16 protein-coding genes are annotated in these 25,614 nt (G+C 74.3%); 8 read left to right on the forward strand and 8 right to left on the reverse strand.

Annotation, left to right across the window (positions count from 1 at the left end; genetic code table 11):
- Position 1: 1 nt before the first annotated feature.
- The gene (locus tag PKE99_RS00315; protein ID WP_051736993.1) at positions 2 to 2,080 is read right to left on the reverse strand and encodes an acyltransferase family protein; all 2,079 of its coding nucleotides are present in this window, start codon (positions 2,078 to 2,080) and stop codon (positions 2 to 4) included.
- Between the two features lie 205 nt (positions 2,081 to 2,285).
- Here PKE99_RS00315 and PKE99_RS00320 point away from each other — a divergent pair, with 205 nt between their 5' ends.
- Positions 2,286 to 5,477, forward strand: coding sequence for an arabinosyltransferase domain-containing protein (locus PKE99_RS00320; protein ID WP_197040510.1), 3,192 nt, complete (start codon positions 2,286 to 2,288; stop codon positions 5,475 to 5,477).
- Between the two features lie 4 nt (positions 5,478 to 5,481).
- On the opposite strand, the gene PKE99_RS00325 is transcribed toward PKE99_RS00320, so the two are convergent.
- Positions 5,482 to 7,143: an arabinofuranosyltransferase AftB family protein gene (locus PKE99_RS00325; RefSeq protein ID WP_051736991.1), complete on the reverse strand. Its 1,662-nt coding sequence runs from the start codon at positions 7,141 to 7,143 to the stop codon at positions 5,482 to 5,484.
- Positions 7,144 to 7,442: 299 nt separating this feature from the next.
- Here PKE99_RS00325 and PKE99_RS00330 point away from each other — a divergent pair, with 299 nt between their 5' ends.
- The 3 genes from PKE99_RS00330 to PKE99_RS00340 all read left to right on the forward strand — a co-directional run bounded on the left by PKE99_RS00330 (position 7,443) and on the right by PKE99_RS00340 (position 13,173).
- A complete protein-coding gene (locus tag PKE99_RS00330) occupies positions 7,443 to 10,337 on the forward strand; it encodes an arabinosyltransferase domain-containing protein (protein ID WP_051736990.1) in 2,895 nt (964 codons plus the stop codon).
- 109 nt (positions 10,338 to 10,446) lie between these two features.
- Entirely contained in the window at positions 10,447 to 12,384 is a 1,938-nt protein-coding gene (locus PKE99_RS00335; RefSeq protein ID WP_051736989.1) for a glycosyltransferase, read from the forward strand.
- Positions 12,385 to 12,522: 138 nt separating this feature from the next.
- Positions 12,523 to 13,173 carry a group I truncated hemoglobin gene (locus PKE99_RS00340; RefSeq protein WP_037042275.1) on the forward strand — a complete coding sequence of 217 codons (651 nt, stop codon included), beginning with the start codon at positions 12,523 to 12,525 and terminating at the stop codon, positions 13,171 to 13,173.
- A gap of 3 nt (positions 13,174 to 13,176) precedes the next feature.
- Here PKE99_RS00340 and PKE99_RS00345 read toward each other — a convergent pair whose 3' ends face one another.
- Entirely contained in the window at positions 13,177 to 15,129 is a 1,953-nt protein-coding gene (locus tag PKE99_RS00345) for a glycosyltransferase (RefSeq protein ID WP_037042588.1), read from the reverse strand.
- Between the two features lie 106 nt (positions 15,130 to 15,235).
- Positions 15,236 to 16,699: a hypothetical protein gene (locus PKE99_RS00350; RefSeq protein WP_156067312.1), complete on the reverse strand. Its 1,464-nt coding sequence runs from the start codon at positions 16,697 to 16,699 to the stop codon at positions 15,236 to 15,238.
- 234 nt (positions 16,700 to 16,933) lie between these two features.
- Here PKE99_RS00350 and PKE99_RS00355 point away from each other — a divergent pair, with 234 nt between their 5' ends.
- Both PKE99_RS00355 and PKE99_RS00360 read left to right on the forward strand, forming a co-directional pair.
- Positions 16,934 to 17,377: a MarR family winged helix-turn-helix transcriptional regulator gene (locus PKE99_RS00355; RefSeq protein WP_037042271.1), complete on the forward strand. Its 444-nt coding sequence runs from the start codon at positions 16,934 to 16,936 to the stop codon at positions 17,375 to 17,377.
- Between the two features lie 65 nt (positions 17,378 to 17,442).
- Entirely contained in the window at positions 17,443 to 18,747 is a 1,305-nt protein-coding gene (locus PKE99_RS00360) for an MFS transporter (protein WP_197040518.1), read from the forward strand.
- Here the strand turns inward: PKE99_RS00360 and glf are convergent.
- Positions 18,744 to 19,937 (reverse strand): UDP-galactopyranose mutase, encoded by a 1,194-nt coding sequence (glf, locus tag PKE99_RS00365; RefSeq protein ID WP_197040509.1) that lies wholly within the window; start codon positions 19,935 to 19,937, stop codon positions 18,744 to 18,746. The two genes, PKE99_RS00360 and glf, sit on opposite strands and share 4 nt — an antisense overlap.
- A gap of 69 nt (positions 19,938 to 20,006) precedes the next feature.
- Complete coding sequence (locus PKE99_RS00370) at positions 20,007 to 20,894, reverse strand: glycosyltransferase family 2 protein (protein WP_037042266.1); 888 nt, start codon at positions 20,892 to 20,894, stop codon at positions 20,007 to 20,009.
- Positions 20,895 to 21,091: 197 nt separating this feature from the next.
- Between PKE99_RS00370 and PKE99_RS00375 the strand changes: the two genes are divergently transcribed.
- A complete protein-coding gene (locus PKE99_RS00375; RefSeq protein ID WP_037042264.1) occupies positions 21,092 to 23,020 on the forward strand; it encodes a DUF6541 family protein in 1,929 nt (642 codons plus the stop codon).
- The gene (locus PKE99_RS00380) at positions 23,017 to 24,294 is read left to right on the forward strand and encodes a lipopolysaccharide biosynthesis protein (protein WP_037042262.1); all 1,278 of its coding nucleotides are present in this window, start codon (positions 23,017 to 23,019) and stop codon (positions 24,292 to 24,294) included. The genes PKE99_RS00375 and PKE99_RS00380 overlap by 4 nt, the downstream gene beginning before the upstream one ends.
- Positions 24,295 to 24,318: 24 nt before the next feature.
- On the opposite strand, the gene PKE99_RS00385 is transcribed toward PKE99_RS00380, so the two are convergent.
- Entirely contained in the window at positions 24,319 to 24,699 is a 381-nt protein-coding gene (locus PKE99_RS00385) for a DUF2304 domain-containing protein (RefSeq protein ID WP_037042260.1), read from the reverse strand.
- Complete coding sequence (locus PKE99_RS00390) at positions 24,681 to 25,385, reverse strand: glycosyltransferase family 2 protein (protein ID WP_037042586.1); 705 nt, start codon at positions 25,383 to 25,385, stop codon at positions 24,681 to 24,683. The genes PKE99_RS00385 and PKE99_RS00390 overlap by 19 nt, the downstream gene beginning before the upstream one ends.
- Positions 25,386 to 25,614: the final 229 nt, after the last annotated feature.

Below are 25,614 nucleotides of genomic sequence, written 5' to 3' on the forward strand. Positions count from 1 at the left end.
GCTAGCGGGCCTGGCGCTCGGGTCCGCGCTGGCCCGCGATGTGCGGGGCGGCGTGCGGGCGGGCGTTCTTCACCCGGTGCTTCCCGCGGGCCAGCCGGGCGCCGACGAGCTGCTCGGACAGCTCCCGGGCCAGCCGCGGGTGCGGCGAGCGGAGCTCGGCATTGCGGGCGTCGAGGAGCCTGCGGAGGGGACTCGACTGCTCCGGCAGCGGCGCGACCGCGGGGAAGGCCTGGGTCGGCGGCTCGACGAGCGGCAGCGGGACCACGGTCGGCAGTGCCCGGGTCGCCGGGTCCCGCCGCGCCTCGGTGCTGTCGACTGCCGCAGCGGGCTCCGGTGCGGGGCGCGGGCGGCGGGGCTTGCGCTCCGGCCAGGAGCCGGCGCCGCTCAGCCCGATCGCGACCTCGGGCTCGAGATGGACGGCGGGCAGGACGGCCGTGGCGGGGTCGCGACGGGCCGCGTCGGTGTCGATCGGCACACCCAGAGCAGGGCCGTCGACGGCCGGGACGACCGGGAGCGGCGCGGTCCGCGGGGCGGACGGGGTGTCGGGACGGTCAGCGGCGGCCGGCCGCGGGCCGGTCGGGACGGACGGCATGCGGGCCACCTCCGGGTCGGGATCGGGAACGGCGCGGCCACCGGCGGGCGCCGCGAGCTCGGGAACGGGCGCGACGGCCCGGGGGTCCGGCGCGGTCCGCGCGGGGGGCACGACGGGAACGGGCGCCCCACCGACGCGCACGGAGCCCCCCTCCTCCGCCCGCCGCGGCGCGGGGGCCACCGGCACCGGCAGGACCACGGCGGGGCCGGTCGGGACGAGCCGGGCGAGCACCGCGGGCAGGTGGTCCCGGACCTCGGCCACGCGCTGTGCCCACAGCGCCGGCAGCTCCTTCATCGCGGCCCGTGCCGGCTCCTCGACGTGCCGGTACAGCAGGTGCGCGGCGGGCACGGCCCCGACCAGCACGAGCAGGGCGAGGACGTGCGCCAGGACGCCGTGGGGTGCGAGGAGGGAGCTGCCGCCGAAGCCGCCGTAGCGGCGCAGCGCGAGCCAGAAGACCTCGAACATCGGGATGTGGATCAGGTAGAGCGCGTAGGAGATCCGCCCGCCGTGCACCATCGCCGGCCGCGAGAGCCACCGCGCGACGCCCCGGTCGGCCAGGGCGAGCGCACCGACCAGCACCGGGAACAGCACCAGGACGGCGCCCCCGCGGCCCGGGCCGACGAGCTCGCCGGCCACCAGCCCGACGGCAATGAGCACCGGCGTGACCGAGGCGACGACGGAGGCCGGGCGGCGGACGCCGGACCGGTGCCGCAGCCGTCGCACCGCGAGGAAGGTCAGGATCCCGGCGCCGAACCCGCAGAGGATGCGGACGAGCCAGCTCCACGGGTAGTAGGGGCTGCCGGTGGTCAGGTAGGACGCGGCGATCGGCGTCATCAGCGCGAGCGCGCCGCCGGCCAGCACCCCGACGGGCAGGTTCCGCATCCGGTGGAACCCCACGGCGACCAGCGGGAACAGCAGGTAGGCGAGCCATTCGGCGCTGATCGACCAGGTGGCCCCGACCCAGGACGCGCCGTCGAGGTACGGGTCGTCCCAGAGCTGCACCATGACCAGCTGCTGCAGCCACTCGCCGGGGCTCAGCACCGGCTGGACGGCCTGGAAGGCGATGTCCCGGTCGCTGCCGTAGACGGCGCGGGCCACGAGCCAGATGCCGAACATGTGGAGGACCAGCGCGTAGGCCGGCCAGATCCGGCAGGCCCGCGCCCACACGAAGCGACCGGTCGCGCCGGCGGTGAGCCGCGGACCGAGCTGCTCCAGGTACGTGTAGGCGATCACGAACCCGCTGAGCACGAAGAAGAGGTCCACGCCGAGCGCACCCTGCGTGACCCACGGCCCGAGCAGCCCGCTCACCACGGCGACGCCCGGCAGCGCGGTGAAGTGGAAGTGGAACAGCACGACCCACGCGGCGGCGACGGCGCGCAGACCGGTCAGGGCGCGCAGCTCGCCGCCTCCGGCAGGGGGAGAACCGGGGGCCGGCCCCGTGCTCGGCATGGCGTCCGACACGGTCGCGTGCTCGGCGGTCGTGGTCACATCGACCACAACGATGCCTCCGAGTAGCCGTCACGGGCGTCCCCCACAGAGCGCCCGAACGGCCCAACGTGTTACACAGAGTGTCGTAACTACATGGATGTAGTTCTGAATGCCCGGACCGGATGACAGCCGGACGACAGTGTGCCGCACCACCCCGGAGGACGGGTCGAGCGGCCCGCCGGGCCGGGAGATAGCCTCGGGCGTCGTGCTGACCACCGACACGGTGGACGAGGCACGCCGCAGCTCCCCACCCCGGCGTGACTCCGCTCCCCCACACCACCGTCCCGGTCTGCGACGGCTCGCCGCCGGACTCGGCCTGCTCTCGGCCGTGCTCGCGCTCGCGATCCCGTTCCTGCCCGTGTCGCAGAACACCGCCCAGCTCAGCTGGCCCACGGCCGGCGGGGGCACCGCCCCCGTGACCGCTCCCCTCGTCGCCCTGCGCCCCGAGAGCTTCGACGCCACCGTCGCCTGCGCCGCCGTCCGCAGCCTCGACGCGCGGAGCCCGCTTGCGGGCACCGTCTTCACCACGACCGCACCCGGAGCCCCCGACGGCGCCGCGGTCGGCATGCGGTTCAGCGTCGACGCCGGGCGGCTCGCCGTCGACGACCGCGGCGAACGGATCGCGGAGGCCGACCTCGCGGCGGGCGACTGCACCCTGGTCGTCCACTCCGACTGGGCGAGCACGACGGTCACGGTCGGTGGCCGGCAGCTCGCCGCGTTCGACGACGACCGGCGCCCGCAGGTCGTCGGGATCTGGTCGGACCTGGACCGGGACCTCGACCCGGTGGCCGGCACGGACATCCGGTTCGCCACGGACAACCGCTTCGACAGCGCCCCCTCCGGGCTGAAGGTCGCGGCCGGGGTGCTCGCGGTCGTCGCCCTGCTCGGCTGCCTGCTGGTGCTGCGCCGGCTCGACGACCGGGACGGGCGCCGCCTCGTGCCCACCGGCCGGCTGTCGGGCCGGCTGCGCGGGCACGACTGGGTCCGCGACTCCACGGTCGTCGTGCTGCTGGGCGGCGCGACCGTCTTCGGCAGCATGACCCCCGACGACGGCTACATCCTCAACATCGCCCGCGGCACCTGGACCTCGGGTTACGTCGGGAACTACTACCGCTGGTACGACGTCCCCGAGGCGCCGTTCGGCTGGTTCTACGAGCTGTACTCGAAGTGGATCGAGGTCAGCGACGCGGTCCTGTGGCTGCGGGTCCCTGCCTTCGGAATGGGCGTCGCGTCGTGGTTCCTGATCAGCCGCGCGCTGCTGCCGCGGCTCGGCACCCGGGTGCGGCGCAGCCGGTCCGCGGGGTGGGCCGCGGCCGGCGTGTTCCTCTGCTTCTGGATCCCCTTCGACAACGGCCTGCGCCCCGAGCCGGTCGTGGTGATCGCCGCGCTGCTCTCCCTGGTGCTGCTGGAGCGCGCCCTGGTCACGCAGCGGCTGCTGCCGATCGCCGGCGCGCTCGTCTCCGGTGCCTTCGCCGTGGCCGCCACGCCCACCGGTCTGATCGCCTTCGCGCCGCTGCTCGCCGCCGCCCGTCCGCTGCTGCGGCTGCTCGCGAAACGGGCCCGCCAGGCCGGGTGGCTGGTGGTGCTGCTGCCGCTGCTGGCCGCCGGCGTGATCGTCCTCGTCGCGGTGTTCGACGACCAGACCTGGGCGTCGGTCGCGGAGGCCACCCGGGTGCGCACCGAGATCGGCCCCAACCAGCCCTGGTACCAGGAGCTCTCCCGCTACCAGCTGCTGTTCTCGGACAGCCGGGACGGCTCGCTCATGCGCCGCTTCCCGGTGCTGCTGCTCCTGCTGCTGCTCGGCGTGAGCATCGCGGTGCTGCTGCGTCGCGGCCGCATCCCGGGCGCAGCCCTGGGCGTGTCCCGGCGGCTGATCGGCAGCAGCCTGCTCGCGTTCGTCGTGCTGGCGTTCACCCCGACCAAGTGGACGCACCACTTCGGCGCGTTCGCCGCGCTCGGCGCCGGGATGGCCGCGATCGCCGCGCTCGCCACCGGCACGAGCGTGCTGCGGTCCCGGCGCAATCAGGCGTTGCTCGTGGCGGCGCTGCTCGGCGCGACCGCGCTGGCCTTCGCCGGCCCGAACACCTGGTGGTACGTCTCGAACTGGGGCGTGCCGTGGTTCGACAAGCCGCCGTCGGTGAACGGGATCTCGGCGACCTCGCTGCTGCTGGTCGCCGCGGCGCTCGCGCTGGTCTACGCACTGGCCGAGCACCTGCGCGGGCCCGCGATCCCGCGTCCCCTGCCGGCCGACGGGCGGGGCCCGCGACTGAACAACGCCCCGATCGCCGTGATCTGCGCGCTGGTGGTGGTCTTCCAGATCGCGTCGCTGGCCAAGGGCGTGCAGAAGCAGTGGGGCACGTACTCGCTGGCCGCGGACATCGTCCAGGACCCGACGGGCTCGCGGTGCGGGCTGGCCGGCCGGGTGCTCGTGGAGACCGACCCGGAGGCGGGCGTGCTCCCGCCGGCGGCCGGGCGGGGCGCCCCGCCGGAGACCGTCGGGTTCGTCCCGGACGGGCTCCCGCCGAGCGGGCCCGGCTCGTTCCGCGACTCCGACGGCGCCGGCAACCACGATCCCACCGTCACCGGCACCGGCCCGCACGGCGGGCGCGTGACCGGCAGCTGGAGCGCCGACCAGCAGTCGGTCGGCGACTACCGCAGCGGCTGGTACGCCCTGCCGCAGGCCGCGCGAAGCGGGTCGGTCCCGCTGGTCCTCGGCATTGCCGGGCAGGTGGGCGGCGGCACGTCGCTGACCCTGGAGTTCGCCCGCGGCGGCCAGGTCGTGGACCGGGTCGAGCCGGACGGCGCGTCCGGCACCGTCACGGCCACCGCGGACCCGCTCGGGACCGCCTCGTCCGGGCTGGGCTGGCGGGACGTCCGGCTGCCCCTGTCCGGGGCGGCGGCGACCGCCGACGCGGTGCGGGTCGTCGCGTCCGACCGGGCCCTCGGTCAGGACGGCTGGATCGCCGTGACCGAGCCGCGGGTCCCGCAGCTGACCCCGCTCACCACCGTGACCGCGGGCATCGCCGGCTACACCGACTGGCCGACCGCCTTCCCCAGCCCGTGCCTGCACCCCTTCGGCGTGCACCGCGGGGTCGCCGAGATGCCGGGCTACCGGATCCTTGCCGACACCCAGCAGCGCGAGGTCGGCGACAACTGGGGCTTCCCGTCGACGGGCGGCCCGCAGGGGTGGATCGACCAGGTGGCCCGGCAGCGGGTGCTGCCGACCTACCTGCAGGGCCAGTGGGACTTCGACTGGGGCCAGCTGCGGATGCTGGAGCCGTGGTCGCCGACCCCGGCCGGGCCCGACGTGGAGCGGGGCACCCGCACCACGTGGGGGTGGCAGAAGGTGGGTGAGATGGGCGAGGCCCCGGCGGACCCGCCGCTCGACCGCCCGTGACGGGTCAGGCGCCGCAGCGGGCGGCGGCCTCGGCCGCCTCCCGCGGGTACCGGTAGGACGTCCGCTCGACCGCCCCGGTCAGGTTCTGCCGGAACCGGTCGGCGGTCAGCGGGTCCCGGTACGAGGCCAGCATCTCGCGGGTCGCGGGGCAGGTCAGCGCGCGGCGGGCGTCGTCGACGAAGGCCGGCCCGACGAAGCCGGTGTCGCCGCGCACGCCGGCGTCGGCCAGGAACCACTCCGGCAGCAGGTCCTTGTCGTGCCCGATCCGTCCGCCGGGCACCCCGGTCGCGTGCCCGGCGACAGGGTTGACGAGCCCGACGCCGTCGAGCACCCGGACGTCGAGCGGCGCGAGCTCGCCGGCCACGCCGAGGTTGAGCCACACGAGCGTGCCCCGCGCCGTGTCGGCCGGGTGGACGTACCACTGCCCGCCGCCGACGATCGCGAGCGACGGTCCCGGCGTCGCGCCGAGCCGCGCGACCCCCTCGCCGACCATCGGGTGCGCCGCGTAGTCCGCGGCGGTGACCGGGTGCGGGTGGTCGAGCAGCAGGACGTAGTAGAGCCGCTCGTTGGCGATCCAGTGCGGGCCGAGGTGCTCGCCGTAGGCCGGCCGCAGCGAGGTCAGGCAGAACGCCGCCCACACAAGGGTGCCGAGCACCGGGACCAGGGCCCAGCGCGTCGCCGGGACCACCATCACCGGCAGGAGCAGCGAGAACAGCGCGGGCAGCAGCATCCGGCCGTGCATGAAGTCGCCGCCGACCCGGGTGACGTACAGGCCCAGCAGCAGCCCGGCGACGACCGGCGCCAGGGCCACCACCGCCGTCGCGCCGCGGGTGCCGGCGGGCGCCGGGCCGGTACGGCCGCGCCGGCTCAGCAGCGCGAGCGCGACGAGCGCGATACCGGCGCTCGCGAACCACAGCTCGTAGGTCTGCAGCAGGTCCAACAGGTACCAGCCGCCCTGGTCCCAGCGGGAGTCGCTCGCTTCCTTGGCCAGCGCCGTCGACGGGACGAGCAGGCCGTAGTAGCCCATCCGGAAGATCTCGTAGCCGACCGGCACCACCGCCGCGACGGCGGCGAGCGCGAGCAGCCGGCGCACGCCCCGGCGCCGCTCCAGCACCACGAACGCGGCCGCGACGACCAGCCCGGCGAGCGCGAGGTCCGGCCGCACCAGCGGTGCCAGCCCGACGACGACGGCGAGGGGTACGGCCGATCCTGCCCGTCCGGTCGCCTCGCCCCGGCGCACCTGCAGCCGCCGGACGAGCAGCCACCAGCTCAGCCCCAGCCACCCGGTGATCAGCCCGGTCTCCAGGCCGGAGGTCCCGAAGTCCCAGAACGGCGGCAGCACCAGCACCACCAGCGCGCCGGCCGGCAGGATCAGCCGCGCGCGGTGCAGCCGGCGGGCGGCGTCGACCGCGAACCCCAGCCCGGCCAGGGACAGCAGCAGCCCGAGGACGACGGCGGCCCAGTTGAGCGAGATCCCGGGCACGAGGCCCGGGATCGCGAGGAGGTAGGTCCAGAGGGTGGAGGTGTTGGCCTCCACCCGCTCGCCGGCGTTGAAGACCGGCCCCTCCCCGGCCAGCAGGTTGCGCACGGTCCGGAGCACGATCAGGCCGTCGTCGCTCACCCAGCGGCGGTTCCAGATCAGCGCCGCGAACACCCCGAGGAGCACGACCAGGACGGCGGTGTTCCAGAGGCCGGGCCGGGGCCGGCGGTCGGTGCGGGCGGGCGGGAGCCCGACCGGGGCGTGGTGGACCGGCGTGACGGTGTCGATTGCCTGCTCCTCATCACTCGCGTGCGGTGTCCTCGACGAGCCTTCCCAGGGGCAGGCCGGGACATTCTGGCGGATGGATCACGAATCGCGGCCGACCCGCCGCCCCGGGACGCCGCGTGTCGCGAGCGGGCTGGCACTGTGTCCGCGTGGTCTCCCCCGCGCGCCCCGCCCCCGACGCGACGCGGGAGGACCCTCCGGTGCCCGTCGCCCCGCCGCGGCGGCGGCCCGGGGTCCTCGCCGCCCTGCTCGGGCTCGTCGTGCTGGCGTGCGCGGTCGCCTTCCCGTTCGCGCCGGTCGTGCAGCCCGAGGCCCGCTACGACTGGGGCGGGCCGGGCGCGGTCCCCACCGCGCTGCCGCTGATGCCCTACCAGCCCGTCTCGCTCACGGCCACGACCACGTGCGACGCCGCCCGCGCGCTCGGCGAGGGCACGCTCCTCGCGACCACCCCGGCCGCGCCGGACCCCCGCGCGACCCCGCTCGACGGCCTGCGGATGGAGGTCGCCGCCGGATCGCTCCGCGTGACCACGGCCGGCGTCGACCTCGATCCGCTGCCCCTGCCCGCGGGCGGCTGCACCGTCGAGTTCCGCAGCGACACCACGGCCACGACGCTGCTGCTCAACGGCGCGCCGGTCGTCTCCCGCCCCGGCGACCTGCGGCCCGCCGTCGCCGCGGCCCTCACCGACGCCCCCGACACCTCCGGCCTGCGGCTGCAGCTCACCGCCGACACCCGCTTCCAGACCTCGATCACCCCGCTCAAGGCCGCGATCGCCGTCGTCGGTGTCCTGGCGCTGGTCGCGATGGTCGTGGTGCTGGCCCGCGGCGAGCGGCGCCGCGCGGTCCGGGTGCTGCCCCGTCGCTGGTGGCGGCCCCGGCTGCCCGACCTCGCCGTGACCGCGGTGCTCGCGGTCTGGTGGGTGTCCGGGCCGGTGACCGTCGACGACGGCTACATCGCCGGGATCGTCCGCGACCGCGGCAGCAGCGGGTTCGTCGGCAACGTCTACCGCTGGCTCAACGCCCCCGAGGCGCCCTTCAGCTGGTTCTACGACCTCTACCACGCCTGGTCGCAGGTCTCGGCGTCGACGGTCTGGATGCGGCTGCCGTCGATCCTGCTCGGGCTGGTCACGTGGGGTCTGCTGTCCCGCTGCGTGGTGCCCCGGCTGCTGCCGCGGGCCGGCCGCGGCGTCGCCTGGCTCTCCGCGCTCACGTTCCTCGCCTGGTGGCTGCCCTACACGCTCGGCCTGCGCCCCGAGCCGTGGGTCGCCGTCGGGACGGTGCTGGCCTTCGTCGGCGTGGAGCGCGCGATCACGCTGCGCCGGGTGACCCCGCTGGTCCTGGCCCTTCTCGTCGCGGGCGTGACCACGGCCGTCACGCCCGGCGGGCTGATGGCCTTCGCGCCCGTCGTCGCAGGCCTGGTACCGGTGCTGCGGACGCTGCGCCGCAGCGGCCTCGGCCCGGTCCCCCTCGTGCTGGTGCTGCTGGCGGGCCCGGCGGCCGCGGTGTTCCTCATGGTGTCCGACCAGAGCCTCGCCGCGATGCTCGAGGCCACCCGGGTCCGGACGCTGATCGGCGGAGGCCAGCCCTGGTACGACGAGTACGACCGCTACGCCCTCCTGCTGACGCAGGACGACATGCAGGGCTCGCTGGGCAAGCGCGCGCCGGTGCTGCTCACGCTCCTCGCGGCCGTCGCGGCGCTGTGGGCCGCGGGGCGCCGGTTCCCGCCGGGCCCGACGCGGCGGATCGCCGTGGTGTTCCTGCTCGGGCTCGCGTCGATGACCGCCACCCCGACCAAGTGGACCCAGCACTTCGGCGACCTCGCCGGCATCGGGGCGGCGGTGCTGCTGGTCGGGATCGTGGCCGTCGGGCGCCGGGCCCTGGCCCGGCGTACGGCGCCGTGGCTCGCCGGGCTCGGCGCGCTCGCCGTCGTCGGGTCGCTGGTGCTCGCCGCGCAGAACGTGTGGCCCTTCGTCTCCGACTGGTGGGGCCTGACGTGGAGCACCCTCCCGCCGTTCGTCGCGGGCGTCGAGCTCGCGCCCGTCTGGCTGGTGGCGGGGCTCGTCCTGGTCGCCGGGGCGCTGCTCGTGCTCGCCTGGCGGCGCTCGGGCGGCGGCACCGGGCGGCTGCCGCGGTGGCTCCCGAGCCCGGCCGCCGTCACGACCGTGCTGCTGACGGCGGTGGTCCTGCTGCAGGTCGGGTCGTTCGCGCGCACCGGCTGGCAGCACCGCGACAGCTACACGCTCCTGTCCGACGCCGTGTCGACCGCCCGCGGCGCTCCGTGCGGGCTGCAGGAGCGGTTGTCCGTCGAGACCGACCCGGCCGCGGGGCTGCTGCCCGCCCTGCCCGGACCGTCGGCGCTCCCACCGGAACCGGTCGACGCGGGCGGCACCGAGCTGCCGGGGATCCGCGTGCTCGGAACCGGCGACACGGCGTGGTTCGCCCTGGACACCACCCAGCGGTCGCGCGAGCTCCCCGTCGTCGTGACGGTCGCGGGTGCGCTGCGGCCCGGCGACACCCTCGCCGCCGAGTTCGCGGGCGACGACGGCGAGCCGCTCGAGCGCGCCGCACTGAAGCCCGACGGCCAGGTCCCGCAGGACGTCCGGCTGCTCGCCCCCGACGGCGCGACGCGGGTCCGGCTCGCCGTCGACGTCCGGGAGCCGGCCGACACCCCCGCCGTGGTGACCCTGCCCCGGGTCCCGCGGCTCACGCCCATGGACGAGGTCCTCCCGGCCGGCACCGAGGCGATCCTCGACTGGCCCGTCGCCTTCGTCTTCCCGTGCCTGACCCCGGCCCCGCTCCCACTGGGCACCACGGTGCTCCCGCAGTGGCGGGTCGCCCCGCCGCAGCGCGACGACTCGGCCGGGATCACCTACGCGCCGAGCTACGGGGGACCGTTCGCCGCAGCCCGCACGCTCGTGATCGAGCAGCGGATGGCGACCTACCTCGCCGGCGACCCGACCCGCGACGCCGCCCAGGTCTACCGCTGGGTGCCGGTCCGGCCGTTGGCCTCTGCGACGCCGCAGGTCAGTGAGCACACGGTCGGTGGCTGGACGCACACCGGCCGCACCCGTGTCCCCGGCCTCGATCCCGTCGGCTGAGGCGCGCCCGCCCGCCTGCGACGCACGTCATACCCCACAATGGGGCGACCGACGCCCTTCGGCCCGGCCCCGCCGGTCCGACCCCCGCACGGAGGACTGAGCCGCACCCATGCTTCGCACAGAGACGCCGGACGAACCCCTGGCCGCACCGGCGTCCCCGGAGCGTCGCCCGGACGGCCCGGTGCGGCTGACCGTGCAGCGCGGGCTCTTCTTCGGCCCCTCCGCGCTGGCGCCCGAGGACCTCTACTCGGTGGTGGAGAAGGGCGTGGCGCGTCGCGAGCGCGGCCGGGTCCGCCTCACCCCGGGCACCCGGGTCCACACCAACACCTACTTCGGCCGGCTCTACGCCACCTACTGGCAGCGCTGGACGGCCGTCGACCGGGTGGACGTCACGGCGGTCGCCGCGGGCGAGGGCCGGGTCCGGCTGTTCGCCTCGGACACCAACAAGGTCTCCCGCATCGTCGACGCGGTCGACGTCGGCACCGCCGCCGGTCCCGAGACGCGGGAGATCCGGCTGTCGGGCCCGATCGACCGTTTCCTCGACGGCGGCGGCATGTGGCTGGAGATCACCACCGAGACCGGTGAGCTCACCGTGTCGGAGGTGCGCTGGAGCGTCGTCGCCCCGCGGTCGGTGCCGCCGACCGACATCGTGATCTGTACGTACAACCGGGTCGAGGAGTGCCTCGACACGATGCAGGCCCTCGCGGACGACCCGGAGGCCCTCGCCGCGGTCGGCGTCGTCCGGGTGGTGGACCAGGGCAGCGACCCGCTGGAGTCGCGGGACCGGTTCGCCGCCGTGTCGAAGGCGCTGGGCGACAGGCTCGTCTACCTGCGCCAGCCCAACCTCGGCGGCGCGGGCGGGTTCACCCGCGGCCTGTACGAGGCCACCGCCGGGGCGCCGGAGGAGCACCGCGACGTCCTGTTCATGGACGACGACGTGATGCTCGAGCCCGAGATCCTGATCCGGCTCACGTCGTTCGCGGCCTGCACCCCGCAGCCGACGATCGTCGGCGGGCAGATGCTGAACCTGCTCCACCCGGCGCACCTGCACATCTCCGGCGAGCGGGCCGACCCCGAGAACCTGATCAACGGCCTGCCGACGCCGGGCTCCCTGCGCGAGGCCTACCTGCTCGGGCTCGACGAGCGCCTGCTCCCCATCAACCAGGAGCGGCGCACCGACACCGAGTACAACGGCTGGTGGTCCTGCCTGATCCCGGCCGAGATCGTCCGCCGGATCGGCTACCCGCTGCCGATCTTCTTCCAGTGGGACGACGTCGAGTTCGGCTACCGCGCCCGCGCGGCCGGCTTCCCCACGGTCTCCCTCCCCGGCGCCGGCGTGTGGCACGGCGACTTCGGGTGGAAGGACTGGGACGAGTGGCACCGCTACTTCAACCTGCGCAACGGGTTGATCATGGCGGCGCTGCACACCGGCTTCTCCACGAAGACGATCGTCGCCCGGGTCCGGCACCTCTTGTCGGTGTACCTGATCGGCATGCACTACGGGCTGTCGGCCACGCTGCTGCAGGCCGTGGAGGACTTCCTCGAGGGCCCGGAGATCCTGCGGGACGGTTCGGCCGGGTCCGCGGCGCGGATCCGCCGGGTCCGCGCCGACTACCCCGAGACGACGGTCCACAAGCTCACCGACCTGCCCGAGGACTTCCGGGCCCTCACCGTGCAGCGCGCCGGCGGCGAGCCGAGCAACGAGAGCCTGACCTGGGTCAAGCGGGCCGTCTACCAGCTGCTCGGCAAGGCGCCCTACCCGATGGGCTTCATCCCCGCCGGGGACGCGCACTGGTGGCACGTCGGGCTGTTCGAGCGGGCCGTCGTCACGGACATGGGCGAGCAGGGCGTCCGCATCCGGCAGCGGGACAAGGCCAAGCTGATCGCGCTGGCCCGCCGCGGCCTGCAGGCGATGCGCCGGCTGCACACCGAGGGCCCGGCGGTGGCCGAGCGCTACCGCGCCGCGGTGCCGGAGCTGACGAGCCGGGAGAACTGGACCCGGCTGTACGGGCTCACCGACGAGGCCCGTGAGGGCGGCAACACGTAACACAGGCGACATAGAACGTGACATTTCCTACCCCTGAGAACCACTCGTCCGGGTGACAATCGGAGGAGGGGCCGAGTCCGTCCGGCCCGACGACCTCGGTACCCGAGGTCGTGTCACGTTCGTACGCCGGAGTGTTCGATGCCGTTCTGGGCCGTCCTGGTCCTCGTTCTCCTGGCGGTGGTCGCGCTCGCGGCCGGCGCCGCCCTGTTCCTGAGGGACCGCCGGGAGGTCGGCCGGTCCCGCGCCGCGGATCCGGCGGCCCCACCGGAGGTCCGGCCCGCCGCGGTCCCGATCCCGCGCTCGTCCGCCGAGCCGATCCCCTACCGGCACCCGAACCGCCGTCTCCTGACACCGCCCCCGATGGTCGGCGACCTCCCGCTCCGGGACTGGCTGGTGCACTACTCGGTGCACGGCGACCAGGTGTGGCCCTCGGTGGTGGCGACCTTCTACGCCCGCGCGGCCGCCGTGCCGGAGATCGCCGACTACTTCGTCGGCACGGACATGGCCCGGCTCCAGCAGCACTTCGCCCGTGCCCTGACCATGCTCACCGGCGAGGGCCTCACCGAGGGCACCCTGCGGCGACTGCAGGACGCGCACCTGCCCGTGACGAACTCGCACGGCCGCGCCATCACGCCGGCGGTCTACGACGCCGCCGTCGAGACCCTGCTCGGCGTCCTGGCGGAGCACGGCGTGCCGAAGGGTGCGCTGGCCCAGCTCGCGGTCGCGGTCGGCCCGCTGCGCGACGCGATCGCGCGTCCCGCGCCCTCGGAGACCGGTTCTCGGTCCTGAGGCTCAGCGGTCGAAGATCTCCTCCGACCACGCCTGCCGGCTGGTCAGCCAGGCGAGCGCGTCGGTGTAGCGGGTGCGCAGCAGCGGCCACTGCCGGGCGACCTCGCGGTGGAGCTCGAAGGACTCCTTCACCATCCGCTTGAACATCTCCGGGTCGCGGCGGCGGAAGGTGACCCCGCGCCCGTCCGGCGTGGACACCGTGGCGGAGTCGAGCCCGGCCAGCACGAACCACTGGGCCTGCTTCCACGGCACGTTGCGCTGCGGCACCTCGGCGTGCGCCGGCTTCGGTGTCCTGAGGTTGCGCAGCACGCCCTTCGCGAGGCCGAGGCCGACCTTCACCTTGCCGACCGGGGGCTCCGGGAACAGCTGGGCGCCCAGGGCGTCGAGGGTCGACAGGGGCACCTCGGTCGCGGACTGCAGCGGGCGGCCGTCGTCGTACTCCGCGCGCTCGGCCCGGATCTCGCCGAGCACCACCGGGAGCTTCGCGAACAGCGCCTCGGGGCCCGCGAGGAAGTCCTTGAGGCCCTTGATCTGCAGCGCGACGGCCGAGTACTCCATGAGCATCAGGTGCCGCAGGGTGCGCTTGAACGACTCCTGCAGCAGCGCCTTCGGCGAGTCCGGCCCGTGCAGCGCCGCCGCGACGTACCGGTTGCGGTAGTGGAAGTACGCCTGCCAGTCCGAGCTGTCGTCCTTCTCGATGAACGACATGTGCCAGATGGCGATCCCGGGGACGGTCGCCGTGCGGTAGCCGCGGCCGCGGGCGCGCAGGCCGTACTCGGCGTCGTCCCACTTGATGAACAGCGGCAGCGGCAGGCCCAGGTCCTCGGCGACGGCGCGCGGGATCAGGCACATCCACCAGGCGTTGTAGTCGACGTCGACGCGGCGGTGCAGCCACGGCGTCTGCCGCAGGGTCTGCTCGGCCAGGTCGTGGTGCGGGTGGGTGTCCGGCGCGACCCGCCACATGAACTGGTTGCGGTCGACGACCTCGCCCATGGTCGACAGCTGCGAGCGGGCCTGCAGGGAGAGCATCTGCCCGCCGACCAGCATCGGCTCGCGGGAGAACCGGGAGAACGCGACGGCCCGCAGGATCGAGTCCGGCTCGAGCAGGATGTCGTCGTCCATGAAGAGGATCTGCTCGCAGTCGGTGGACCCGAGCGCCTCGTACATCACCCGCGCGTAGCCACCGGAGCCACCGAGGTTGGGCTGGTCGACGATCCGCAGCCGGTCGCCCAGGACCGCCGCGGCCTGCTCGTAGCCGGCCTGCTCGCGAACCTTCTGCGTGCCCTGGTCCGGCAGGATCACCGCGGTCACGGCCGCCAGCACGGCCGGGTCCTCGCCGATCGCGGTCAGGGTCGCGACGCAGTCCGCGGGCCGGTTGAAGGTCGGCATGCCGATGGTGACGGCCGCGCGACCGGGGGCGGCGGTGGGCGCGTGCCAGCCGCCCTCGTGCAGGACGAGCTCGCCGTCGTCCGTGGTGAGGTCGAACCAGTACCAGCCGCCGTCCTCGAACGGGCGCAGGTCCAGCGGGAGGTCCAGCTCCTGCCGGCCCTCGACCCGCTGCCCGGTGACGTAGATGTGCGAGCCGTCCGCCTTCGACCGGTAGACGTCGACCCGGCCCGACCCCTCGAGCGCGAGCCTCAGCCGGATGTCGGTGAGCGTCGACCAGGCGCGCCAGTAACCTGCGGCGAAGCCGTTGAAGTAGGCCCCGAAGGACACCTCGCTCTGTGCCGGCAGCACGGCCGAGGTCCGCGAGGTGACGCGCAGCGCCCGCCCGGTGCTCGCCGAGACGGTGAGCGTCATCGGCTTCTCCTGCGACCCCGGCGTCGGCTCGGTCGGCGCCAGCGTGGTGCCGGTCCGCTCGTCGACGTAGAGCGCGCGCACCGCCAGCGGGTCGGCCGGGCGGGGGAGGATGATCCGCTGCAGCAGCGTGTCGGCGGTCCCCCCGTGCGTGGGCACGGAGGCGGGCTTCTCAGCCGAGGTGGTCGTGGGCACGGTCGTCGTCACTCGGTCCTCGGTGTCTCGCTACCGGTCAGGGGCAACGGCCGAGGGTAGCCACGCCGCGTCAGGAGGCCGACGACCGGGTACCGGCCGCCTCCCTGGCGATCTCCTCGCGGAGCACGGCGAGGACCCGCTGTGCCGAGTTGCCCGCGCCGAAGAGCTCGTCGACGGTGCGCCGCTGCGCGTCGGCGAGCGGATCGGGGTGCCCGGAGAGGAACTTGTCCGCCAGCCGCCGCGCCTCGTCGACCGCGCCCACGGTGTGCACCCCGCGCACGACCCGCCGGCCGATCTCGTTGAACGGGCGGTGACCCTCGCGCTCCACGAACACCAGCGGCTTCCCGAACAGCTGGTACTCGACCAGCATCGACAGCCCGTCCGTGATCATGAGGTCCGACGCGGCCAGGGTCGGCCCGTACTCCGCCTCCGACAGCACGGCGGTGTTGGGCAGGTCCGCCCACCGACGCATCCAGTCGTCGAACTCCTCCCGCGAGATCGGGGACTCCGCCGCGTCCGGGAACGGGAGCAGGGCCGGGTGCGGCATGAACACGAACTCGGTGTCGGGGCTGCGCGCGGCCCAGTCCAGCATCTCCGCCCGCATCAGGTGGAAGGCGCCGAAGTCCGTCCAGCCGCGGGCGATCGTGTGGTGCGCCGACCAGACCACGCGCCCCGGCCGTCCCGGCCGGTCGCCGGACAACGGCCACCGCGGCGCGGCGGCACGCAGCCGGTCGGCCTTGGGGTGCCCGACGACCCGGAACTGCGTGCCCGCCCGCGCACCGTCCCGGACGGCGATCTCGCGCATCAGCTCGTTGGCGCAGAAGACGAGCCAGGCGGCGCGGTGGAACGGGGCGTCGACGGCGGTGTTGGGGGTGCGCGGGTCCGGGACGTTGCGGACGATGTTCATCGTCTCGTACGGGACCAGACAGGTCCGGGCGAAGCCGAGCCGCTCGGTCGCGAACTCGTCCGGCACGTCCGCGTCCCACTGCGACTGCCGGAAGATGACGTCCGGCTCGATGGCCTTGACCAGCTGCAGGAGGTCCTGCTCGCCGTCGGCCGCCAACCGGAGGTGGGGCACCCCGCGGCGGGTCAGGCCCTCGTGCACGTCCTCCTCGCCGTACAGGCCCCCGGACCCGCGGAAGCGGCGCGGGATCGACGCGACGACCGGCTCGAAGTCCGCGCTGTCCTGCATCGCCTCGACCAGCGACTGGGAGGCGTCCCAGGAGCCGAGCACGTGCGCGAGGAACAGCACCCGGATCGGGGTGCGGTGCAGGGTCGCGCGACGGGCGACGAGGTGGATCGAGTCGCGGAGCTCCGAGTAGCGGTCCGGCACCCCGTCGACCGTCGACCCGACGTCGTCGAGCCGGGCACGGACCGCGCCCAGCTCCTCGCGGGTGTGGTGCAGCTCGGTGTCGATCGCCGACAGGTGCCGGTCGAGCTCCCGCATCTGCACCGGCAGCTCCCGCAGCCGGCGGAACTGCGCCCGGGCACGGCGGGGCAACGCGCGGAGGGCACGCAGGCGCGCTGTGCTCACCTCGCGTGTCCCACAGGCCGACGCCGGGTGAACGTCCGGTGAACCGCCATACGTACGACCGTACGGATCATCGCGCCGCGACCCGCCCGGCCCGGCGATCGTCGTCGGGCAGCGGCCGCCCTCGATCGACGACCGGCGGACGGACCGGGACGAACCCGGCCTGCCTGACTCGTCAGTCACAACTACACAGCTAGAACTGGCCAGTTTTGCCTGTCTAGTTGTACCGTCGCCGACATGGACGAGATCTCGGAGTCGGCACTGCGGGCGTCGCAGGACGTGCGGACCGTCGTCGGACGGCTGCGTCGCAGGCTGCGCGAGGTCGCGTCGGGCGAGGGCGCTGGGCTGACCCCGTCGCAGACGGCCGTGTTCACCCGGCTCGCCAAGGAGGGGGACTCGTCCGCGAGCGTGCTCGCCGCCGCCGAGGGCGTCCGGCCGCAGTCGATGGCCACGATCCTCGCCGCGCTCGACGGGCACGGGCTCATCGAGCGCCGCCCCGACCCGGAGGACGGGCGCCGGCAGCTGATCACGCTGTCGGCCGCGGGGCGCGAGCGCGCGGCCGGCGACCGGGCGGCGCGCGGCGAATGGCTCGCCCGGCGCCTGCAGGAGGACTTCACGGAGGGGGAGCGACAGACGCTGATCGAGGCGGCTGCCCTGCTCGAGAGGCTGGTGGAACGGTGAGTGCCCTGCTCGACCGCGTGCGCCGGTCCGACGACGGGGCCTTCGACCGCAGGCTGATCGCGCCGATGATCCTCGGCGCGATCCTCAACCCGATCAACTCGTCGATGGTCGCCGTCGCGCTGGTGCCGATCGGGATCGCCTTCGGCGCGCCCCCGGCCGAGACGGCGTGGCTGGTGTCCGGGCTGTACCTGGCGACGGCGATCGGCCAGCCCGTCGTCGGGCGCCTGGTGGACACCTACGGGCCGCGGCCGCTGTTCCTGGTCGGGACCACGCTCGTCGGGCTGGCGGGCGTCGTCGGTGCGCTGTCCCCACAGCTCTGGGTCCTGGTGCTGGCCCGGGTGCTCCTCGGCTTCGGGACCTGCGCCGGATATCCCGCGGCGATGTACCTGATCCGCAGCGAGTCCCGGCGCACCGGGCTGGCGAGCCCGGCCGGCATCCTCACCGTGCTGTCCGTGTCGACCCAGACGATCTCGTTGGTGGGGCCGACGCTGGGCGGCCTGCTGATCGGCCTGGGCGGCTGGCGGGCGGTGTTCGCCGTGAACGTGCCGCTGGCGGTCGTCGCCTTCACGCTCGGGGCGTGGCGGCTGCCGCGCACTCCGCGCACCGGACCGGCACCCCGGATCGACGTGGCCGGGATCGCGCTCTTCGCGGCCACACTCGTCGCGCTGCTGCTGTTCCTCATGGAGCCGGAGCGCTGGTGGCTCCTGCCGGTGGCCGCCGCGGCCGGTGCCGGGTTCGCCCGGTGGGAGCTGCGGAGCGGCGACCCGTTCCTCGACCTGCGGGTCTTCGGCGGCAACGGCCCGCTGCTCGCGACGTACGGGCGCACGCTGCTGAGCTACGTCGTCGCCTACGCCTTCCTCTACGGCTACACCCAGTGGCTGGAGGAGGGGCGCGGGTTGTCGGCGTCGGTGACCGGGCTGATGCTGCTGCCGATGTCGGTCACGGCGGTCGCGGCCTCCGCGCTCACCGGCCGGCGCCCCGAGGTGCGCGGCAAGCTGCTGGTCGGGGCGACGGCGCAGGTCCTGGCCTGCGCGGCGCTGCTGACCTTCGGTGGCAGCACCCCGCTCTGGCTGATCGTCGGGCTCGCGATCCTCATCGGGATCCCGCAGGGCCTGGTCAGCCTGGCCAACCAGAACGCGCTCTACCACCAGGCCGACCCGGAGCGGACCGGCGCGTCGGCCGGGCTGCTGCGGACCTTCGGCTACCTCGGCGCGATCGTCGCGTCCGTGGGAAACGGCGCCTTCCTCGCCGAGCGCGCCGACACCCCCGGCCTGCACCACCTCGCCGCGTTCCTGCTCGCCGTGGCGTGCGGGTTCCTCGCCGTCAACCTCGCGGGCCGCTCGCTGCGGAAGGTCGGCGGCGACGCCTAGTCCTCGGCCTCGGTGCCGGACAGCGCCTTGCCGTCGACGAAGTGCGGGGTCAGCCGGTTGTCGAACATGGTCAGCGCGGAACCGATCGCCATGTGCATGTCGAGGTACTTGTAGGTGCCGAGGCGGCCGCCGAACAGCACGTTGCGGTTCGCGGTCTCCTTGCGCGCCAGCTCGCGGTACCGCTCCAGCTTGGCGCGGTCCTCGGGCGTGCCCACCGGGTAGTACGGCTCGTCGCCGGACTCGGCGAAGCGCGAGTACTCGCGGACGATGACCGTCTTGTCCTTCGGGTAGTCCCGCTCCGGGTGGAAGTGCCGGAACTCGTGGATCCGGGTGTAGGGGACCTCTTCGTCGTTGTAGTTCATGACGGAGGTGCCCTGGAAGTCACCGGTGTCGTGCAGGACTTCGGTCTCGAAGTCCAGCGTGCGCCACGACAGCTCGCCCTCGCTGAAGTCGAAGTACCGGTCCAGCGGGCCCGTGTAGACGGTCGGGATTCCGGCCGGCAGCTCGTCGCGGATCGCGAAGTAGTCCGTGTCCAGCCGCACCTCGATGTTCGGGTGGTCCGCCATCTTCTCCAGCCACGCGGTGTACCCGTCGACGGGCAGGCCCTCGTAGGTGTCGTTGAAGTAGCGGTTGTCGAAGGTGTAGCGGACGGGGAGCCGCGAGATGATCGAGGCGCCGAGCTTGGTCGGGTCCGTCTGCCACTGCTTCGCCGTATAGCCCTTGACGAACGCCTCGTACAGCGGCCGCCCGATCAGTGAGATCGCCTTCTCCTCCAGGTTCTCCGCCTTCGCGGTGGCGAACTCGGAGGCCTGCTCGGCGATCAGGGCGCGCGCCTCGTCCGGCGTGTGCGACTTCCCGAAGAACTGGTTGATCAGCGCCAGGTTCATCGGGAACGCGTAGACCTGGTCCCGGTACCGCGCGAACACGCGGTGCTGGTAGTTCGTGAAGTCCGTGAAGCGGTTGCAGTACTCCCACACGCGCTTGTTCGAGGTGTGGAAGAGGTGCGCGCCGTAGCGGTGGATCTCGATGCCCGTCTCGGGCTCGGGCTCGGAGTAGGCGTTGCCGCCGATGTGGGAACGCCGCTCGAGCACCAGGACCTTCTTGCCCAGTTCGGCGGCGGCCCGCTCCGCGATCGTCAGCCCGAAGAAGCCCGAGCCCACCACGACCAGATCGAACTGTGCGTCAGTCACGGGCACCGAGGGTAGCGGCGTGGTGATCCGCGCCCGTGACAGGGCGGACCGGGCGACCGCCGAGATCCCTCAGCGCACGGCCACGAGGTGCCTGCTCAGGTTGCGGACGCCGCTGTGCTGCTTGTGCCGCACGGCCTTCGGCAGCAGGGTGGCCGCGTTCAGGCGCGACGACAGGTGAAGCCGGGCGACCCCGGCCGCCCGGTTCCAGCCGCGCTCCCGCATCTCCGCCGCCGTCTGCAGGAAGAACCGGCGTTCCTCGTCGAACCGCGTGCCCTCGAGGGCACGCCACGACGAGTCGCTGGCGCAGTGGCGCCGGTAGCGGAAGCAGACCGTGTCGTCGACGACGAGCGAACCGCCGGCCGTGACCACGTCCAGCACGAGGGCGAGGTCCTGCACGACGTCGAGCCCGGGACGGAACCCGCCGGGCGGCAGCGCGTCGGCCCGCCAGCACAGCGACGGGAAGTACAGCCAGTCACCGCGCAGCAGGCTCACCGCGAGCTGCTCGCCCTGCAGCTCCCGCAGGCCGGTACCCCGAGGGGCGTACCAGCGCTTCGCCCGGTCGACGAGCGGACGGGACGGCACGCCGTGCTCGTCGATGACCTCCACACCCGGCTGGACGATCGCCGCGTCCGGATGGGCGGCGAGCGCGCGACGGACGGAGTCGAGATAGTTCGGCAGCATCACGTCGTCCGCGCCCATGACCACGAAATGCGGGTGCCCGACGAATTCCAGGCACCGGCGGTAGTTTCCGTTGGCGCCGAGATTCCGCTCGTTGCGGTGGTAACGCACGCGCGGGTCCTCGACGGCGGCGAACCATTCGCGGACGGCAGGATCCGGATAACCGTCGTCGACGACCGTCAGCAGCCAGTCGGGGTCGTCCTGCCCGAGCACGCTCTCGACCGCCGTCTTCATCAGCGCGACGTCGCCGTAGTAGGGCAACAGGATGTCGACGGTCATCGTCGCCTCCGCTCCGAGTCGTGGGCCTCGGATCGTGGCGGAGCCCTTCCGGACGAACGCGCAAACCCGCCGGATCGCTTCGCGGAAACACCCGAACGCGTCACGCCGGCGGCCCGGAGCGATCTCGACCGCTCATTACTCTGATCGTCCCCGCGACGAATCACCTGTGGTGTCCCACGGCTGCACTGGAGCAGTTCATGTCGTTGCACGCGATCCTCCCGCTCGTGGCGCTGGCGCTCGTCCCCGGACTGGTTCTGGGCGCGGCGCTCGGTCTCCGGGGCTGGGTCCTCGTCGGGGCCGCCCCCGTCCTGACCTTCGGCGTCGTCGGGATCGCCGGCCCGCTGGTGCCCGCCCTCGGTCTGCGCTGGTCGCCCGTCACCTTCGTCGGCGCCGTACTCGTGCTCGCCGCCGTCGGGCTCGGGGCCCGCCTCGGGCTGGCGCAGGTCGTGCGGAGCGACCCGCCGGCCGCCGAGGAACGGCCGTTCTGGGGCCCGCACCAGCACCTCGGCGTCGCGGCCGGTCTCGTCGTCGCGACCGGGACCGGGCTGTGGATCGGCTGGAACGCCACGCAGGGGCTCACGGCGATGCCGCAGTGGTGGGACGCCTTCTGGCACATGAACGCCGTGCAGTTCATCCGGGAGACGGGCGCGTCGGGTCCGGGTGCCCTGCAGGCGCTCAACAACCCGTCGACGACGAACTTCTTTTACCCGAACGGCTTCCACGTCCTCGCCGCCACGCTGTCGATGCTCACCGGCATCGGCCCCGTCGCCGCGATCGACGCCACGGTGACCGTCCTCGGCGGCGCCTTCGCGCTCGGCACCGCCGCCCTCGTCCGGGCCTGCGGCGGCCGCGCCGCGGTCGCCGCCGCAGCGGCGCTGCTGAGCTGCGCGTTCACCGGCTTCCCGTACGACGTGGTCGCCTGGGGTCCGCTGTTCCCCTACGCGACCGGCCTGGCCATGATCCCGGCGCTGCTCGCCCTCGTGGCCACGCTCCTGCGGCGCCGCAGCGGCAACCCGGTGGGCGTGCCGGCGGCCACCGCCGTCGGCGCCCTGGGGGTCCTCGCGCTCCACCCGAGCGTCCTGATCGCCGCGCTGGTCTTCGCCGCCGCCCTCCTGGTCCAGGAGTCCCTGCGGCGGGGGCCGCGGGCCGGCGACCTGGGCGCGTCGGCCGTCGTCGGCCTGATCGCGCTGGTGCTCGGCCTGCCGTTCGTCCGCGCCGCCCTCGGCGCCACCGAGGGCACCGCCGTCGACTGGGCCGCGACCGTGACCCCGTCCGACGCGATCGGCGCGGTCCTCACCTTCGGACACGGGCAGGCCCACCCGCAGTACTGGCTGGCCGGACTGTGCCTGGTCGCGCTCCTGCGCCGCCGTGCGGTCCGACCGATGGCCTGGTTCGTCGTGTCGGGTGCGGTGTTCGCCGGGCTGTTCGTGCTCGCCGCCTCCTACGAGGGCTCGCTCGTCGCGACACTGACCCGGCCGTGGTGGAACGACCGCTGGAGGTTCGCCGCGCTCTGGTCCCTCGCGGCGGTGCTGCCGGCGGCTGCCGGCCTGGTGACGCTGTCGGACCTCCTCACCCGCGTCGTCCGGCGCCTCCGGGTCTTCCGGGGCCCACGGGTCGCGCTCGCCTCCTCGGTCTCGCTGGCCGTCGTGGCCGGTCTGGTCGTCGTCGGCACGGAAGGGCTGTACCACGGGCGGAACGAGGCGCGGCTCGCCAACGCCTATCTCGCCGACCGGTCCGTCGGCCCGGACGAGCGGCGCGTCTACGACTACCTGGCCCGGCTCGTGCCGCCCGGTCAGCCCGTGATGAACGACCCCTTCGACGGGTCCGCCGCGATGTGGGCGCTGTCCGGGGTCCGGCCGCTCTTCGCGTCGCCGACGATCGAGCCGCAGGAGCTCGTGGAGATGGACCCCGACCGCCGCATCCTGTGGACCTCCTTCCGGGACATCGGGCGGAACCCCTCGGTCCGGGCGGCGGCCGACCGGCTGGGCGTGCACTACGTGGTGCTGGGCGAGGGCTTCATCGCCGGGGAGGAGCACGTCCTGGGCCTCCGCCGGCTCGCCGGCTCCCCCGGGCTCGTCCTCGTGCACGTCGACGGCGACGCCCGCGTCTACCGCATCGAGCCGTGACGGCCACGTCGGTCCGCGCCGGCGGCCCCGTCGGCGCGCTGACCGTGGCCGGCGGTCTCCTGGTGCTGGGGGCCTCGTCGTTCCTGGTGCTCGGGATGGCGGGGCACGCCCTCGAGCCCGGCGCCTACTCCGCCGTCGCCTCCCTCTACCTGCTGGTGGCGATCGTCGGGCCCGGTGCGTTCAGCGCGGTCGAGCAGGAGACCAACCGCGAGGCGTCAGGGCTCCGGGCGGCGGGGAACCGGGACGAGCCGGTCGTCCGCGCCGGTCTGCTCGCCGCCCTGCGGCTCGCCGCGCTCGTCGGCGGCCTGGCCGTGGCCGCGGGTCCGCTGGTCGTGCCGCGGATGCTCGGCGGCTCGTGGGCGCTGCTCGGCTGCCTCCTGCTCGCGGTCGCGGGCTCGGCAGGCCTCGCCGCCGTCCGCGGTGTCCTCGCCGCCCGGGACCGGCGCAGCTGGTACGGGCTGAGCCTGGCGGTCGAGGGAGGCAGCCGCATCGCCGGGTGCGGGGCGGTCGCGGCGATTGGTGCGACGCATCCCGCCGCGTTCGGTCTGGCCTTCGCCGCGGGTGCCGGCGTGGCTTTCCTGGTGTGCCTGCCGGGGCTCCGGTCCCCCACGCACGACGGCCCGGCGGCGGGGGTCGACGTCGGTGCGATGACCCGGTCGGCGGGCCTGCTCGCGCTCGGCAGCGCGGTGACCTTCGTGCTCGCGAACGCGGCGCCGCTCGTGCTGGTCGCGCGGCTGACCGACCGGCCGGAGCTCGCGGCCTCCTACGTCTCGCTCTTCGTCCTCGCCCGCACCCCGCTCTTCGTCTTCGCCCCCGTGCAGTCCTTCCTGCTGCCGGGCCTGACGACGGCGGCCGAGCACGGCGACACCGAGGCGTTCGGGCGACGCCTGCGGCACCTCCTGGTCGCGATCTGCGCGGCGGGCGTCGTCGGGACGGCGGGCGCGGCGGTGGTCGGGCCGTGGGCGGCTCGGGTCCTCATGGGCGCCCCGCTCGACCTCCCGGCCACCGCCGCCGCGTTCCTCGGGCTGGGCACCGCCGGGATGCTGGCGGCACAGCTCCTGCAACCCGCCCTCGTCGCGACGGGCGCGCACCGGGCCGCCACGGGCGCCTGGATCGTCGGCGGGTGCGTGTTCGGCGCCCTGCTCGCGCTCCCCCTCGACCCCGTCGCCGGCGCCGTCGCCGCGCAGGTCGTGGGCCCGGTCGTCGTCGGCGTCGCCATGCTGCTCGCCCTGCGCTCCACGCGCCGGTCCCGAGCTGGTCGGAGGTCCGTCTAGGAGCTCGGAACGAGCTCGGGATCCTCAGGCGGAGGGGCGCTCCGCCGGGGCGGCCGCCTCCTCGAGCGCCTGCACCCGTAGCCGCAGGGCCCCGGTCTCCTCGGCCAGCGTGCGGCTCTGCTCCTCCAGCAGCCCGATCTCCCGGGAGAGCTGCAGGGAGACCGCGAACAGCACCACCAGGGAGCCGAAGAACAGGAGGTTGCTCGGCGTCCGGATCCCCAGCAGGCCCGCGATCCCCACCAGCACCTCGGGGAAGACGGCGACGACGAGGGTGCCCAGAGAGATCAGCACCCAGATCACGGCGTACTTCTCCCGCAGCCGCCGGCGCCGCAGCAGCTCGACCACGAGGCCGAGCGCCACGAGCGCGACGACGACGGAGACGACGGTCAGGCGAAGGCTGGGCACGGCTGCGCGCTCCCGGTGCGGCGGCGGGCGAGGGCGAGCCCGACCGCCGAGACGACGCGGAGCAGGTAGACGGCCGAGCGCAGCGGGTTGGTGCTGGCCGTGCCCGTCTCCCGGGGCCGCATCGCGACCGGGACCTGGCGGATGCGCAGGCCGGCACGGTGGGCGATGACCAGCGCCTCCACCGTGTCGCCGAGGTACTCCTCGGGGTACTGCTCGGCGAACAGGGCGACCGCGCGGCCGCGCACGAGCCGGAAGCCCGAGGTCGGGTCGGTGATACGGGTGTCGGCGATCCGGCTGAGCACCGCGCCGAGCAGGCGCATCGCCCACCGCCGCGGACCCCTGACCTCGTAGTCCCCGCGTCCGGCGAAGCGCGCCCCGATCACGATCTCGGCGTCCGTGACGGCCGCGAGGTCGGCGATGTCCCGGGGGTCGTGCTGCCCGTCGGCGTCGACCTGCACGACGGCCTCGTACCCGTTCTCGTGCGCCCACCGGTACGCGGCCCGCATCGCACCGCCCACCCCGAGGTTGAACGGCAGCTTCAGCACCGCGGCGCCGGCCTGTGCGGCGCGCCTTCCGGTGAGGTCGGTCGAGCCGTCGTCGACGACGAGCACGCGGGCCGCGGGGCACGCGGCGCGGACCTCGCCGATCACCCGGGCCACCGAGTCCTGCTCGTTGAGGGCGGGCATGACCACCAGCAGCCCGGCCCCCAGCGCCGAAGGCGGCGGGAAGTCGAGCGGCAGTTGGTCGAGATGGACAGCCGACATCAGTGCGCCTTTGCTCCTGCGGGTACACGCGGTCCCCGAATCCGACGTGTGCGAACCGAATTCGGGAAATCGCGGAGTGCGCGGCGCGTACCGGCTGAGCTGCGACGACCCCGGATCCTCGAACCCGATTCCGTCGGCGACGATAACCAGC

Source organism: Pseudonocardia halophobica (assembly GCF_027922425.1).
Lineage (GTDB): Bacteria > Actinomycetota > Actinomycetes > Mycobacteriales > Pseudonocardiaceae > Pseudonocardia > Pseudonocardia halophobica.